We start from the raw sequence: 14651 nt of genomic DNA, 5'->3' as shown, positions 1-14651 counted from the left end.
CCATGCCATTGGAAACCTTCAAGGCCTCCGACTCGCTGACCATGGGCGTGGAGCTGGAGCTGCAGCTCGTCAACAGCTACGACCACGACCTCTCCAGCAGCGCCAACGACCTGCTGGACCTGCTCGCGCGCAAGCCCTTCCCGGGCGTGGTCACGCCCGAGATGACGCAGAGCATGATCGAGATCGCCACCGGCATCCACACCCAGCACGGGCCCTTGCTGCAGCAGCTGCAGCAGATCCGCGACACGCTGGTGGCCGCGGGCGACCGGCTCAACATCGAGCTGGCGGGCGGCGGCACCCACCCCTTCCAGCGCTGGTTTGAGCAGCGCATCTTCTCCAAGCCACGCTTCCACCAGCTCTCGGGCCTGTACGGCTACCTCGCCAAGCAGTTCACCGTGTTCGGTCAGCATGTGCACATCGGCTGCGCCTCGCCCGACGAGGCGCTGTTCCTGCTGCATTCGCTCAACCGCTACGTGCCGCACTTCATCGCGCTGTCGGCGTCCTCGCCGTTCTCCCAGGGCGTGGACACGCTGTTCGATTCGGCGCGCCTGAATTCGGTGTTCGCCTTCCCCCTGAGCGGGCGCGCGCCCTTCGTGCTCAAGTGGGACGAGTTCGCCAACGTCTACTTCACCAAGATGGAGAGCACGGGCGTGGTCAAGTCCATGAAGGACTTTTACTGGGACATCCGGCCCAAGCCCGAGTACGGGACCATCGAACTGCGCGTGTGCGACACGCCCCTGACGGTGGAGCGCGCGGCCGCGCTGGCCTGCTACCTGCAGGCCCTGTGCCGCCACCTGCTGGAGCGCAACGAGCCACCACCCGAGGAAGACGACTACCTCGTCTACACCTACAACCGTTTCCAGGCCTGCCGTTTCGGCCTCGACGGCATGATGGTCAACCCCAAGACACGCGAGCAGATCAGCATCCGCGAGGACGTGCTGGCCACGCTGCGCGAGCTCACGCCGCACGCGCTGGCGCTCAACAGCCTGGCCGCGCTCGACGAAATCGAGCGCACGGCCGCCCACGCCGGCAACCACGCGAGCTTCCTGCGCAACCGCTACCGGGACAGCCGCAGCGTGGAGGCGGTGGTGCGCGCCAGCGTGGAGGCGCTGCGCCACGGGCCTTGAATGGCGCCCGGCCGACCGCGCCGGGAAACCGTGACGGGCCGCACGGTGGGGCGCCGGGTGGAGCGCCGCTCAGGCGCAAAGGGCGACCGCTCATGGCCCGGTGCGTGATGTGCATCACGAATTGCCTGCGGGGGGATTCCCGACAGCTGTCGGGGAACTTCCTACACGCGGGATGGTGAGGCGCCGACTTAACGCCCCGGGAGGGCATCGATACAGTTTGTTTCCAAGGACACGCCCGCTGTCTCATCTGTATCTCTCAGGAAGCCCGCCATGAACTCGTTCGCCAACCGCACCAACCCCTTCGTCCTGATGCTGGACCCGGAGGCCGTGATCAACGCCATGGAGAGCAGCCAGCCGCTGCGTGGCCTGCGCGGCCGAGTCTGCCGCCCGCTGGACAAGCCGCTGATCCCCAAGCTGTTCGACACCACGACCCGCGAGTTCGACGCCGCGATCGACCAGGAAGCGTTCATGGACAGCGGCTCCGAGGCCTACCTCGATGCCCAGCCGGGGCTGCACCAGGTCCATTGACCCCAAGGCCCAGGGCGTGCCCGCGCTCAGGCCCTGATCCGGTTCGCGTAGAGCACGAGGGCCCCGTCGCCGCTCCCGCTCATGCCGAACAGGACCAGCAGGGCGTGGTCGGCGTCGTATTGCGCCAGCCCCTGAATGCCCGTGCCATCGGGGAACTGGCAGCCCGCCCCGGTAGCGAGCAGGCGGGCATTCAGAATGTTGACGGCCGGTGAGGCCGCCGTCAGCGCACCACGGAGCCGGCACTGCTCCTGGCCGTCTTGCCAGCCGGCCAGATCGATGCCGCCGCTGTCGCCCAGGGTCGCCAAGTAGGTGATGGTGGGCCGACCATTGCCGTAGAGGGTGACCTCATAGGTGCCCGCGAGCGCCGCCAGGTCGGCGCCATGCGCGGAGCGCGGGTCGTACACGGCGCTCACCACCGGCGCCCCGCTGTCCGATGCCAGCAGCAGCTGCGACTGGGGCTGGTAGCTGCCCGTCAAGGACCAGCGCTGGAGCGCGTCGGGCAACTGCATATCCACCGCGTCGAAGCCACTGGGCGACACCAGGCCGTGCTGGGCCGTGAGCGTGCCGCGCAGGAGGCGGTTCGTGTCGCTGCCGCGCAGCAGGCCATAGGCCTGGCCGTCGGCGGCGACGAAGAGCTGGCCGCCGCCGCGGCTGTCCGTCCAGGCGCCGGCCAGTGCGTGCACGGGCGCCGCGCCGGTGGACGGCGCGGGTGGCGAGTCGGGGGCGGCCGCGCCGTCGATGGCGCCGTTGCCCCCGCAGGCGACCAGGCCGATCAGGGCCCAGGCGCCGAGGACTGCACGAAGGTGTCGCATGGGACCTGGCTCAGGCTCGGCTGAGGTGGCCGTTGCCGGCCCATGGCAGGCCCACGGATTCGCGGTGGCCGGGCAGCTGCAGCTCGCCCGTGCAGCGTCCGTTGATCGATTGCGTTCCAAACGGGCAAGAACCTGGCATGGAGGACTCCAAAGGAAGTGAAGCCCCCATGGGTGGCGACACCCTCGCTTCGGTTCGGCCCGAAAAGGCCTATGCGCCAAGGCGTAGGTCAGCGGGACGATGCGGTGCCGGTCAGGGCCGAAGCGTGCCGGCCAGCAGGCCGGCGGGCGATGCCGGCGTTGGGCCACGGGCCCCCGGGCTGTGCCCTCAGCGCGCGAAGCGCTTGCGCGTGAGGGCCAGCGCGAGCCAGAACGTTCCGATGGCGTAGACCACCAGGACGAGCAGGTGCAGCGCCGCGTCCGTGGGCCATTGGTCCAGGAACAGCGGGCGCACCAGCTGCACCGCGTGCGTCAGCGGCAACAGGTCGGAGAACAGCAGCACCGGCGCCGGCAGCTGCTCGCGCGGGAAGAACACGCCCGAGAGGAACATCATGGGCGTGATCACCAGCGTGAAGTAGTAACTGAAGAAGTCGTAGCCCTTGGCCAGCGCGTTGAACACCAGCGCGATGCAAGAGAAGGTGATGCCCACAAGGCCCAGCACCGGCCAGGCCACCAGCAGCTTGGGCGAGTGCGTGATGCCCAGGCCCAGCATCACCAGCAGGATCACGGACACGGTGAACAGCGACTTGAAGCCGGCCCACAGCATCTCGGCCAGCACCACGTCGTCGAGGCGCACGGGCGCGTTCATGATGCCGTCCCAGGTCTTTTGCACGTGCATGCGCGAGAAGGCCGAGTACAGCGCCTCGAAGGTGGCCGCGTTCATGGCGCTCATGCAGATGCTGCCGCTGGCCAGGAACAGGATGTAGGGCACGGCCACGGAGCCGCCGGGCGTGCCCATGTTCACCGTGCCCACCAGCGCGCCCAGGCCATAGCCGAAGGCCACCAGCCAGATCAGCGGTTCGGCGATGTTGGCCACCACGCTGGGCAGGGCCAGCTTGCGCCAGACCAGCAGGTTGCGCAGGAACACCGGCCACCAGCGCCAGGACAGGCGCGGCGGGGCCCAGGGATTCATGGGGGTGAGGGTGGTCGTGGTCATCAGCCGTCTTCCCTGATTTGTCGTCCGGTGAGCTTGAGGAACAGGTCCTCGAGGTTGGCGGGCCGGTGCAGCGTGCGCAGCTGGTGGTGCTCGCCCAGCGCGGCCAGCAGCGGCTGCGCCTGCGCGGTGTAGAAGAACACGGTCTCGCCGCTCACCTCCACGCGCGCGGCCAGGGCGCGCAGCGGGGCGTGTTCCTCGCGCTGGGCGAGGTCCAGCGCGCCGGGGCCGTAGACCTCCACCACGTCGGGCTCCAGGTGCTCGGCGATGAGCGCGCGCGGCCGGCCTTCAGCGATCTTGCGGCCGTGGTCCAGCACCAGCAGGCGCGAGCACAGGCGTTCGGCCTCGTCCATGAAGTGCGTGGTGAGCAGGATGCTCTTGCCCTGCTGCAGCAGCACCTGCAGGCGCTCCCACATCAGGTGGCGGGCCTGCGGGTCCAGGCCGGTGGTGGGCTCGTCGAGCATCAGCAGGCGCGGGTCGTTCACCAGCGCGCGCGCCAGGCTCAGCCGGCGCTTCATGCCGCCCGACAGTTCGCCCGGACGGGCCGTGGCCTTGTGCGTGAGCGCGGCGAACTCCAGCAGGCGCGGGATGCGCTCACGGATGACGGCGTCCTTCAGGCCGAAGTAGCGGCCATAGACCAGCAGGTTCTCCGCGCAGTTGAAGTCCGGGTCCAGCGTGTCCATCTGGGCCACCACGCCGAGCTGCGCCTTGATGGCCATGGCGTCGCGCGGCATGTCCTTGCCAAAGGCGTGGATGCGCCCGCTATCCGGCGCGGTGAGGCCCAGACACATGCGGATGGTGGTGGTCTTGCCGGCGCCGTTGGGGCCGATCACGCCAAGGCATTCGCCAGGGTGGATGGCGAAGCTCACGCCGTTGACCACCGTGTTCTCGCCGTAGCGTTTGACCAGCTCGGCGGCTTCGAACAGGGGTGTGCTCATCCGAGGCATTGTGCCTGCCGCCTCAAACCCCCACGGGTTCCACTTTTACAATCCGCCACCCATGTCGCTGGCCGTCCAACTCCAATACCTTTTGCCCAAGGGGGCGCTCACCCGCCTGGCGGGCGCCTTCGCCGGCGCGCGCGCCGGCGCGCTCACCCAGTGGGCCATCCGCCACTTCATCGCGCGCTACCAGGTGAACATGGCCGAGGCGGCGAACCCCGATCCCACCGCCTACGACACCTTCAACGCGTTCTTCACGCGTGCCCTGAAACCCGGCGCGCGCCCGCTGGCCGACGCGGCCTTCGTCTGCCCGGTGGACGGGGCGATCAGCCAACTGGGCCGCATCGAAGGCGACCGCATCTTCCAGGCCAAGGGCCACCACTACGACACGCGCGCGCTGCTGGGCGGCGACGCGGCGCTGGCCCAGGCCTTCCAGGGTGGCAGCTTCGCCACCATCTACCTGAGCCCGCGCGACTACCACCGCATCCACATGCCGGCGGCGGCCACGCTGCGGCGCATGCTGCACGTGCCGGGCGAACTGTTCTCGGTGAACCCGGCCACGGCCGCGGGCGTGCCGGGCCTGTTCGCGCGCAACGAGCGCGTGGTCTGCCTGTTCGATATGCCCGTGGGCGAGCGCACCGTGCCCTTCGCGCTGGTGCTGGTGGGCGCCACCATCGTGGGCAGCATGGCCACCACCTGGCATGGGGTGGTCAACCCGCCGCGTCCGGGCACCGTGCGCGAATGGCGCTACGACGACACGCCGCTGCGGCTGGACAAAGGCGCCGAGATGGGCCGCTTCCTGCTCGGCTCCACGGTGGTGCTGCTGTGGCCGCCGGACACCATCGCCTTCAGCCCCGACTGGACCGCCGCGCGGCCCGTGCGCCTGGGCGAGGCCATGGGCGCCGCCCGCTGAATTCTTCTTTTCTCAGGACATCACCATGACCACGCTCGGCACGCCGCTGTCGCCCTCGGCCACCAAAGTCATGCTGCTGGGCAGCGGCGAACTCGGCAAGGAGGTGCTGATCGCCCTGCAGCGCCTGGGCGTGGAGACCATCGCGGTCGACCGCTACGAGAACGCGCCCGGCCATCAGGTGGCGCACCGCGCGCACACCATCGCCATGAGCGACCCGGCCCAGCTCAAGGCGCTGATCGAGCGCGAGCGCCCGCACCTGGTGGTGCCCGAGATCGAGGCCATCGCCACGCCCATGCTGCAGGAACTCGAGGCCGCGGGCGTGGTGCGCGTGATCCCCACCGCGCGCGCCGCCCGGCTCACCATGGACCGCGAGGGCATCCGCCGCCTGGCGGCCGAGACGCTGCGCCTGCCGACCAGCCCCTACCAGTTCTGCGATTCGCTGCAGGAGCTGCAGGCGGCCATCGACAGCGGCATCGGCTACCCCTGCATCGTCAAGCCCGTGATGAGCAGCAGCGGCAAGGGCCAGAGCAAGATCGACGGCCCTGCCGACGTGCAGAAGGCCTGGGACTTCGCCATGGCCGGCGGCCGGGTGAGCCACGGGCGGGTCATCGTCGAGGGTTTCATCCGCTTCGACTACGAGATCACCCTGCTCACGGTGCGCGCGCTGGGCGCTGGCGGCCAGGCCGAGACGCATTTCTGCGAGCCCATCGGGCATGTGCAGGTGGGCGGCGACTACGTCGAGAGCTGGCAGCCGCACCCCATGAGCGCCGAGGCCCTGCGCAAGAGCCGCGAGATCGCCAAGGCCATCACCGACAACCTGGGCGGCCAGGGCCTGTTCGGCGTGGAGCTGTTCGTGGCCGGCGACCAGGTGTGGTTCAGCGAGGTCAGCCCACGCCCGCACGACACCGGTATGGTGACCATGGTCACGCAGTGGCAGAACGAGTTCGAGCTGCACGCGCGCGCCATCCTGGGGTTGCCGGTGGACACCGCGCTCAAGAGCCCGGGCGCCAGCGCCGTCATCTACGGCGGCGTGGAGGCCCAGGGCATCGCCTTCGACGGCGTGGACGAGGCCTTGCGCGTGCCGGGCACCGAGCTGCGCCTGTTCGGCAAGCCCGAGAGCTTTCAGAAGCGGCGCATGGGTGTCGCGCTGGCGCGCGAGGCCGACGTGCAGCGCGCGCGCGAGAACGCCAAGCTCGCGGCCTCGACGGTGAAGCCGCACCGGGCCGCCTGACTCAGCCCTTGACCTGCTGCGCCGCGAGCGCCACCGCTTCCTTGATGCGCTGGTAGGTGCCGCAGCGGCACAGGTTGCCGCTCATGGCCGCGTCGATGGCGGCCTCGTCGGGCCGGGGGTTGCTCTTGAGCAGCGCGCAGGCGCTCATGAGCTGGCCGCCCTGGCAGTAACCACACTGCACCACGTCCACCGCCGTCCAGACCGCGCGCAGGGCGGCGATCTCGGGGCCGGTGATGCCTTCGATGGTGGTGATGGCCTGCCCCGCGACCGCGGAGACCGGCGTGACGCAGGCGCGGATGGGCTGCCCGTCGGCGTGCACCGTGCAGGCGCCGCACAGGGCCATGCCGCAGCCGAACTTGGTGCCGGTGAGTTTCAGGTCGGCGCGCAGCACCCACAGCAGCGGCGTGTCGGCGTCGGCATCGACGCTGACCTCGCGGCCGTTGACCTTGAGCGTGGTGGTCATGGTCGGTTCCTCAGGCAAGTGTCAGGGGCAGGCTGCGCAGGCGCTGCCCGGTGAGCGCGAACAGCGCGTTGGCCACGGCGGGCGCGATCGGCGGCACACCGGGCTCGCCCACACCCTCGGGGTGGCCGTCGCCCGGCAGGATCAGGCAGTCCACGCGCGGCGCCTCGTTCAGGCGCAGGATGGGCTGGTCGTGGAAGTTGCTCTGTTGCACCTGGCCGTCGACGATCTCCACGCCGCCGTGCAGCGCGGCCGACAGGCCGAACACCACGCCGCCCTCCAGCTGCTGGCGGATGCCGGCCGGGTTGACGGCGAAGCCGCAATCGATGGCGCACCACACGCGGTGCACGCGGATGGCCTTGTCGGGGCCGAGCGAGACCTCGGCCACCTGCGCGACCGTGGAGCCGAAAGAATCGTGCAGCGCCAGCCCGCGCGCGGTCTTGGCGCCGTCCGGCGCGGGCGGCGAGGGCGTGCCCCAGCCCGCGGCGTGGGCGGCGGCCCGCAGCACGGCCAGCTGTTTCGGGTGCCGGCGCAACAGCGATTCGCGAAAGGCCAGCGGGTCCTGGCCCGCCGCGTGCGCGCACTCGTCGACGAAGCCCTCCTTGAAGAAGGCCTGGTGCGAATGCCCCACGGAGCGCCAGAAGCCGACCTGCAGCGGCGCGTCCACCTTGACGTGCGCGATGCGCGCGGCCGGCCATTCGTAGGCCTGGTCGAAGGCGCCCTCGCTGGTGGTCTTGTCGGGCCCGCCGCCGGGCAGGCCGAAGGCGCGCGTGAGCACCTGCGGCACGATGGCCTGGCCCGCGCTGGTGTTCTTCCAGGCGACGAGCCGCTGGTCGGCGTCGAAGCCGGCCTCGAAGCGCGCCGCGCAGGCCGGGCGGTACAGGTCGTGGCGGATGTCCTGCTCGCGGCTCCACATCGTCTGCACCGGATGCCCCGGCACCGCCTTGGCGATGGCGGCGGCCTGGGCGATGAAGTCCACCTCCAGCCGGCGGCCGAAGCCGCCGCCCAGCATCAGCACCTGCACGGCCACGGCCTCGTCGGGCAGGCCCAGGGCCCCGGCCGCGGCCTGGCGCGCCAGCCCGGGCACCTGGGTGGACACCCACACCGTGGCCTTGTTGCCCTCGAACAGCACGGTGCAGTTGATGGGCTCCAGGGCCTCATGGGCCAGGTAGGGCGCGCGGTACTCGGCCTCGATGCGCGTCGTGGCGCCCGCGAGCGCGGCGTCCACCTCGCCGGTTTCGTAGAAGGCGAAGCCCCTTTCGGTGCGCGCGGCGGCGGCGAAACCCTCGATGGCCTGCGCGCTGGAGAAGCTGGCGAGCGCGCCGTGGTCCCAGTTCACGTCCAGCTTGTCGGCCGCCTGGCGGGCGCGCCAGGGGTGGTCGGCGATCACCGCCACGCCGCCGGTACCGCCGCGCAGGGGTTCCACGGCCAGCACGGCCTTGACGCCGCGCACCGCGCGCGCCGCGGCGTCGTCGTGGCTGTGCGCGCGACCGCCCAGGGTGGGGCACAGGCGCACGCTGGCGTACAGAAGGCCATCGGGCAGGGCGTCGATGCCGAAGCGCGCGCTGCCATCGATCTTGGCGGGCGTGTCCAGGCGGCGCGTGGGCTGGCCGATGCGCTTGAAGCGCTCGGGTGCCTTGAGTGGCGGGTCGCGCGGCAGCGCCAGCTGAGCCGCCGCGGCGGCCAGGGCGCCGTAGCCCAGGCGGCGGCCGTCGGGCGCGATCACCTCGCCGTTCTCGGTGCCGCAGTCGGCCGCGGCAACGCCCCATTGCGCGGCGGCGGCGGCCACCAGCATCTGGCGCGCGGACGCGCCGGCCTGGCGCATGGGCAGCCACAGGTCCTTCACGCTGGACGAGCCGCCGGTCATCATCACGCCGATCTCGCGCATGGCCTTGGCGGTGAGCCAGCGCACGGCGTCGACGGCGAGGTTGTCGGTGTCGGGGTGCACCGGCAGGCCATCGACCACGCTGGCGATGTTGTTGTAGATGCCGTCGATGGGGGACTGCTGCCAGCGCACGCGCGACCAGTCGGCGTCCAGCTCCTCGGCCAGCAGCATGCACAACGAGGTGACCACGCCCTGGCCCATCTCGCTCTTGGCCAGCGCCACGGTGACCGTGCCGTCGCGCGCGATCCGGACCCAGCCGTTGAAGGCCACCTCGCCCTCGGCCGTGGGCAGCGGCTGCGCCGTGGTGAGGCGCTGGCGCGGTGGCATCAGGCCCCAGCCCACCACCAGGGCGCCGGCGATGCCCAGGGTGCCGAGGACGAACTTGCGTCGGGTGCTCGCCATGCGGCTTCTCCTTACTGGAAGGCCACCTCCGCGAAGCTCCTGAGCTTGCGGCTGTGCAGTTGGTCCACGCCGCCCGCGCGCAGCAGCTCCACCGCGCGGATGCCGATGCGCAGGTGCTGGTCCACGCGCTCGCGGTAGAAGTGGTTGGCCATGCCGGGCAGCTTGATCTCGCCGTGCAGCGGCTTGTCGCTCACGCACAGCAGGGTGCCGTAGGGCACGCGGAAGCGAAAGCCGTTGGCCGCGATGGTGGCCGATTCCATGTCCAGCGCCACCGCACGCGACTGCGAAAAGCGCCGCTGCGGCATGTTGTCGGGCAGCAGTTCCCAGTTGCGGTTGTCGGTGCTGGCCACCGTGCCCGTGCGCATGATGCGCTTGAGCTCGGCCGGCGGCACGCCGGTCACGTCGGCCACCGCGGCCTCCAGCGCGAGCTGGATCTCGGCCAGCGCGGGAATGGGCACCCACAGCGGCAACTCTTCATCGAGCACGTGGTCCTCGCGCACGTAGGCGTGGGCCAGCACGTAGTCGCCCAGCTGCTGCGTGGTGCGCAGGCCGGCGCAATGGCCCAGCATCAGCCAGGCGTGCGGTCGCAGCACGGCGATGTGGTCGGTGATGTTCTTGGCGTTGGCCGGGCCGACGCCGATGTTGACCATCGTGATGCCGCTGCGGTCCTCGCGCACCAGGTGGTAGCCGGGCATCTGCGGCAGGCGCGGCGGCGCGTGGCCCAGCTCGTCGCCGGGCCGCGCCTGCAGGCCCTTGCGCCGCGTGACCACGTTGCCCGGCTCGACGAAGGCCACGTACGGGCTGTCGGGCTTGTCCATCTCGGCGTGGCCGAGCTTGATGAATTCGTCGATGTAGAACTGGTAGTTGGTGAACAGCACGAAGTTCTGGAACCAGTCGGGCGAGGTGCCGGTGTAGTGGCGCATGCGCTGCAGCGAGTAGTCCACGCGCGGTGCGGTGAACAGCGCCAGCGGCTGTGCCTCGCCCGGGCCGGGCTGGTGCGTACCGTTGGCGATGCCGTCGTCCATGGCCGTGAGGTCGGGCAGGTCGAAGACGTCGCGCATGAAGGCGCGCCGCGTGGCGCCCATCTGGCCCTCCACATGGTCGTGCTCGGCGAACGAGAAATGGATCGGGATGGGCTGGGTGCTGGTGCCGATCTCGATCTCGCCGCCGTGGTTGGCCAGCAGCAGGCGGAACTGCTCGCGGTAGTAGTCGCCGTACAGGTCGGGGCGGGTGAGGGTGGTTTCGTAGCGGCCCGGGCCGGCCACGAAGCCGTAGCTCAGGCGCTGGCGGCCGAGTTCGTCGGCGCCTTCGCCCAGGCGCAGGTTGCTGTGGCTCACCAGCCGCGCGTAGGGGTAGCAGGCGCGCACGCGCACGCCGTGGAAATCGGCGCCGCCGACGTAGTCGTGCAAGGCCTGGCGCAGGAACTCGACGCTGTGCTGGTAGATGCGGCGCACCTGGTCCAGCGCGGCGTCCGGGTCGTCGAAGCGCTGGGGGGCGGTAAATTCGGGCGTTTTTTGCATGCGGCTATTGTGAAGTGAACGGCCTGAACTCCCCCGATTTGTCCCACGCGGCCGCCACCCTGGCCGTGGCGCTGGGCTGCGGCCTGCTGGTGGGCATCGAGCGCGAGCGGCGCAAGGGCGCGGGGCCGACGCGCGCCCTGGCCGGCCTGCGCAGTTTTGCGCTCACCTGCGTCACGGGCGCCGCCGCGGCGCTCACCGGGCTCAGCGGCATTGTGGTGGCGGGCGCGGCCTTCGTCGCGGGCCTGGGCCTGGTGGCCTACCTGAAGGACCGTTCCGAGGACCCCGGCGTGACCACCGAAGTGGCCTTGCTGCTGACCTACCTGGTCGGCGTGTTGAGCGCGCACAGCGCCGCGCTGGCGGCGGGCCTGGCCGTGGGCTTGACCGTGGTGCTGGCGGTGCGCGATCGCGCCCACCGTTTCGTCAACCACTGGCTGCGGGCGGCCGAGCTGCGCGACGGCCTATTGCTGGTGGCGCTGGTGCTGTTGGGCCTGCCCCTGCTGCCCGATCGGCCGCTGTGGGGCGAGGCGCTCAACCCGCGCACCATCGGCACCTTGCTGGCCCTGCTGCTGACCCTGCAGTCGGCGGCCCACCTGGCGCGCCGGTTGCTGGCCACGCGGCACGCGGTGGCGCTGTCGGCGCTGGCCTCGGGCTTCGTGTCGAGCACCGCCACCATCGCCAGCATGGGCCTGGCGGCGCGCGAGGGCAGCGCCCCCGCGCGCGCCATGGCCGGCGGTGGCCTGCTGTCTTGCGTGTCGACGCAGTTGCAGCTGCTGCTGGTGGCGGCCGCCGTGCGCCCGGCCTGGCTGCCGGTGCTGTGGCTGCCTGTGCTGGTGGCCGCCACGCTGGCGCTGGCCTGGGGCTGGTGGCTCGTGCGTGGCGAGGTCAAGGACGTGGTGGTGACGGGCGCCACCCCGCGCACCGAGGCCTTACCGAGCGCGCGCGACGACCGCATGTTCAGCCTGGGTGGCGCGCTGGCCGTGGCGGTGCTGCTGGCGGCCGTGCAGGCCCTGGTGCACGGTCTGCAGACCTGGCTGGGCCAGGCGGGCTTGATGGCCGGCGCCGTGGTGGGCGCCCTGGCCGATCTGCACGCCTCGGTGGCGGCGGTGTTCAGCGACGCGGCGCCCGCTGAAGGGTCTCGGCGCGCGTTGATGCTGGTGCTGCTGGTGCACGCGGGCAGCAAGTCGGTCACTGCGTTCGCATCGGGCGGCTGGGCCTACCTGCGCTGGCTGGCGCCGGGGCTGTGGCTGCACACGCTGCTGGGCGTGGCCCTGCTGGCCTGGTGGGGCTGAGGGGGCCGAGGGGGACGCGAGTCCCGCCGTCCGCTCAGCGGCGCACCGGCTCGCGCATGGTGACGAACTCCTCGGCCGCCGTCGGGTGGATGCCGATGGTGCTGTCGAACACCGCCTTGGTGGCGCCGGCCTTGAGCGCGACGGCGAAGCCCTGCACGATCTCGCCCGCTTCGGCGCCGACCATGTGCAGGCCGACCACGCGGTCGCTCTGGGTGTCCACCACCAGCTTCATCAGCGTGCGCTCGGTGCGGCCCGACAGGGTGTGCTTCAAGGCCTTGAATTCGCTGCGGAAGACGGTGACATCGCCAAAGCGCTCGCGCGCCTGGGCTTCTGTGAGGCCCACGGTGCCGATGCTGGGGTGCGTGAAGACGGCGGTGGGCACGAAGTCGTAGCTCATCTCGCGCGCGGCCTTGCCGGGCGCGGGGCCGCAGATGTCGTCCACCACCACCATGGCCTCGCCCAGCGCCACGGGCGTGAGCTGTACGCGGTCGGTCACGTCGCCGATGGCGCGGATGTGCGGCACGTTGGTCTGGTAGCGCCCGTTGACGAGCACCTCGCCCTTGGCGCCCTGGGCCACGCCCGCGGTGTCCAGCCCGAGCCCCTGGGTGTTGGGGACCCGGCCGGTGGCGTAGAGCGCGGCGTCCACGGTGAAGGTATTGCCGTCCTCGCAGCGCACCACCAGGCCGTCGGGGGTCTTGCGGATGTCCACCACGCCGGCGTTGAGGCGCAGGTCCACGCCGGCCTTGGCCATCTCGCCCGCCGCGAAGTGGCGGATCTCGTCGTCGAAGCCGCGCAGCACCTGCTCGCCGCGGTAGAGCTGCGTCACCCGCGCGCCCAGGCCGTTGAAGATGGAGGCGAACTCGCAGGCGATGTAGCCGCCGCCGACGATGAGCAGGCGCCGCGGGAAGGGGTCGAGGTCGAACACCTCGTTGCTGGTGATCACGTGCTCGCGCCCGCTGAAGTGCGGCACGTGGGGCGTGCCGCCGGTGGCGATCAGGATGTGGGCGGCGCTGAAGCGCTGGTGGCCCGGTGAGCCGTCGGCGTGCAGCGTGGCGAGTTCGATCTCATGGTCGCCGGCCAGGCGCGCGAAGCCGTCGAGCCGCGTGACGCCGGAGCCGCTGAGCAGGTTGGCGTAGACGCCGTTCAGGCGCGCGATCTCCTTGGCCCGGTTGGCCTTCAGCGTGGCCCAGTCGAAATGGGCTTCTCCGACGCGCCAGCCGAAGCCGGCCGCTTCCTCGAAGGCTTCGTGGTAGTGCGCGGCGTAGCTGTACAGCTTCTTGGGTATGCAGCCCACGTTGACGCAGGTGCCGCCCAGGCCGTCGGTGCCCAGCACCTCGGCCAGGGCCACGCGCTGGCCGCGCTGCGCGGCCATGCGGGCGGCGCGCACGCCGCCGCTGCCACCGCCAATGACGAAGAGATCGAAGTCGTATGCGCTCATGGGGGTGATGGTAGGCCGCCATCAAAGGCCCGGCGCGCGCCGGGCCATCGTCAGTACGTGTACACCCCGCGCCCCGTCTTGCGCCCCAGGTAGCCCGCGGCCACCATTTCCTTGAGCAGCGGGCAGGGGCGGTACTTGCTGTCGTTGTATTCCTCGACGTAGACGTTCATGACCGCCAGGCACACGTCCAGGCCGATCATGTCGGCCAGCGCCAACGGACCGATGGGCTGGTTGGTGCCCAGCTTCATGCCGGCGTCGATGTCCTCGGCTGTGGCCAGTCCTTCGGCCAGCACGAAGAAGGCTTCGTTGATCATGGGCACCAGGATGCGGTTGACCACGAAGCCCGGCGCGTTCTTCACCGTGATGGGCGTTTTGCCCAGGGCCTCGGCCAGGGCCTTCACCGTGGCGTGCGTGGCGTCGCTGGTCTGCAGGCCGCGGATGATCTCCACCAGCGCCATCATGGGCACGGGGTTGAAGAAGTGCATGCCGATGAAGCGGTCGGCGCGCTTCGTGGCGGCGGCCAGTTGGGTGATGCTGATCGAACTGGTGTTGGTGGCGACGATCACCTCGGGCGCGAGCAGCGCGTCGAGCTGCTGCAGGATCTTGAGCTTGAGGCCTTCGTTCTCGGTGGCGGCCTCGATCACGAGCTGCGCGCCCTTGAGGTCCTCGTAGTTCGTGCTGGCCCGGATGAGCGACAGCGCCTGGGCCTTGCCTTCGGCCGTCAGCTTCTCCTTCTTGATCAGCCGGTCCAGGCTGGCGGCCACGGTGGCCAGGCCTTTGTCCAGCGCGGCCTGCGCGATGTCGACCATCACCACGCGGATGCCGCTGGTGGCGCAGGCCTGGGCGATGCCGTTGCCCATGGTGCCCGAGCCGATGATGCCGACCGTCTGGATGCTGTTGCTGCTCATGCGAAGAACCTCGGAGAGAAAGGGGTGGGGATCAGGGGAAACCCGCGTGG

Annotated in this window: 14 protein-coding genes; 5 read left to right on the top strand and 9 right to left on the bottom strand. The window is 70.7% G+C overall.

Features of this window, described 5'->3' with window-relative positions:
- Positions 1–2: 2 nt before the first annotated feature.
- Positions 3–1127, top strand: a complete 1125-nt coding sequence (locus JNX00_RS18195; RefSeq protein WP_070397104.1) for a YbdK family carboxylate-amine ligase — start codon at positions 3–5, stop codon at positions 1125–1127.
- Between the two features lie 270 nt (positions 1128–1397).
- Positions 1398–1655 carry a hypothetical protein gene (locus JNX00_RS18190; RefSeq protein ID WP_204743093.1) on the top strand — a complete coding sequence of 86 codons (258 nt, stop codon included), beginning with the start codon at positions 1398–1400 and terminating at the stop codon, positions 1653–1655.
- A 26-nt stretch (positions 1656–1681) separates the two neighbouring features.
- Here JNX00_RS18190 and JNX00_RS18185 read toward each other — a convergent pair whose 3' ends face one another.
- The 4 genes from JNX00_RS18185 to JNX00_RS18175 form a co-directional block, all read right to left on the bottom strand.
- On the bottom strand, positions 1682–2467 hold the full coding sequence (locus tag JNX00_RS18185) for a hypothetical protein (protein WP_204743092.1): 786 nt from the start codon (positions 2465–2467) through the stop codon (positions 1682–1684).
- Positions 2468–2477: 10 nt separating this feature from the next.
- Complete coding sequence (locus JNX00_RS22515; RefSeq protein ID WP_275564513.1) at positions 2478–2606, bottom strand: hypothetical protein; 129 nt, start codon at positions 2604–2606, stop codon at positions 2478–2480.
- A gap of 186 nt (positions 2607–2792) precedes the next feature.
- The gene (locus tag JNX00_RS18180; protein ID WP_070397107.1) at positions 2793–3620 is read right to left on the bottom strand and encodes an ABC transporter permease; all 828 of its coding nucleotides are present in this window, start codon (positions 3618–3620) and stop codon (positions 2793–2795) included.
- Positions 3620–4564: an ATP-binding cassette domain-containing protein gene (locus tag JNX00_RS18175; protein WP_204743091.1), complete on the bottom strand. Its 945-nt coding sequence runs from the start codon at positions 4562–4564 to the stop codon at positions 3620–3622. Before JNX00_RS18175 ends, JNX00_RS18180 begins: the two co-directional genes overlap by 1 nt.
- A 52-nt stretch (positions 4565–4616) precedes the next feature.
- Here JNX00_RS18175 and asd point away from each other — a divergent pair, with 52 nt between their 5' ends.
- Positions 4617–5468 carry an archaetidylserine decarboxylase gene (asd, locus tag JNX00_RS18170; protein WP_204743090.1) on the top strand — a complete coding sequence of 284 codons (852 nt, stop codon included), beginning with the start codon at positions 4617–4619 and terminating at the stop codon, positions 5466–5468.
- 25 nt (positions 5469–5493) lie between these two features.
- On the top strand, positions 5494–6699 hold the full coding sequence (gene purT / locus JNX00_RS18165; RefSeq protein ID WP_070397110.1) for a formate-dependent phosphoribosylglycinamide formyltransferase: 1206 nt from the start codon (positions 5494–5496) through the stop codon (positions 6697–6699).
- 1 nt (position 6700) lies between these two features.
- On the opposite strand, the gene JNX00_RS18160 is transcribed toward purT, so the two are convergent.
- From JNX00_RS18160 to JNX00_RS18150, 3 genes are read right to left on the bottom strand one after another with little or no spacing between them, the layout of a single operon-like run.
- Positions 6701–7162: a (2Fe-2S)-binding protein gene (locus tag JNX00_RS18160; RefSeq protein ID WP_204743089.1), complete on the bottom strand. Its 462-nt coding sequence runs from the start codon at positions 7160–7162 to the stop codon at positions 6701–6703.
- A gap of 10 nt (positions 7163–7172) precedes the next feature.
- Positions 7173–9446 (bottom strand): molybdopterin cofactor-binding domain-containing protein, encoded by a 2274-nt coding sequence (locus tag JNX00_RS18155; RefSeq protein WP_204743088.1) that lies wholly within the window; start codon positions 9444–9446, stop codon positions 7173–7175.
- Positions 9447–9457: 11 nt separating this feature from the next.
- Positions 9458–10966: an AMP nucleosidase gene (locus JNX00_RS18150; RefSeq protein ID WP_070397113.1), complete on the bottom strand. Its 1509-nt coding sequence runs from the start codon at positions 10964–10966 to the stop codon at positions 9458–9460.
- A 38-nt stretch (positions 10967–11004) separates the two neighbouring features.
- Here JNX00_RS18150 and JNX00_RS18145 point away from each other — a divergent pair, with 38 nt between their 5' ends.
- A complete protein-coding gene (locus JNX00_RS18145; protein WP_239478176.1) occupies positions 11005–12255 on the top strand; it encodes an MgtC/SapB family protein in 1251 nt (416 codons plus the stop codon).
- 34 nt (positions 12256–12289) lie between these two features.
- On the opposite strand, the gene gorA is transcribed toward JNX00_RS18145, so the two are convergent.
- Complete coding sequence (gorA, locus tag JNX00_RS18140; RefSeq protein ID WP_204743086.1) at positions 12290–13693, bottom strand: glutathione-disulfide reductase; 1404 nt, start codon at positions 13691–13693, stop codon at positions 12290–12292.
- Positions 13694–13743: 50 nt separating this feature from the next.
- A complete protein-coding gene (locus tag JNX00_RS18135) occupies positions 13744–14601 on the bottom strand; it encodes a 3-hydroxybutyryl-CoA dehydrogenase (RefSeq protein WP_204743085.1) in 858 nt (285 codons plus the stop codon).
- Between the last annotated feature and the right edge of the window lie 50 nt (positions 14602–14651).

Origin of the sequence: Hydrogenophaga sp. YM1 (genome assembly GCF_016903055.1) — a bacterium.
GTDB classification, from domain to species: Bacteria; Pseudomonadota; Gammaproteobacteria; order Burkholderiales; family Burkholderiaceae_C; genus Hydrogenophaga; species Hydrogenophaga borbori.
This window is presented reverse-complemented; position numbering and strand designations above follow the sequence as displayed.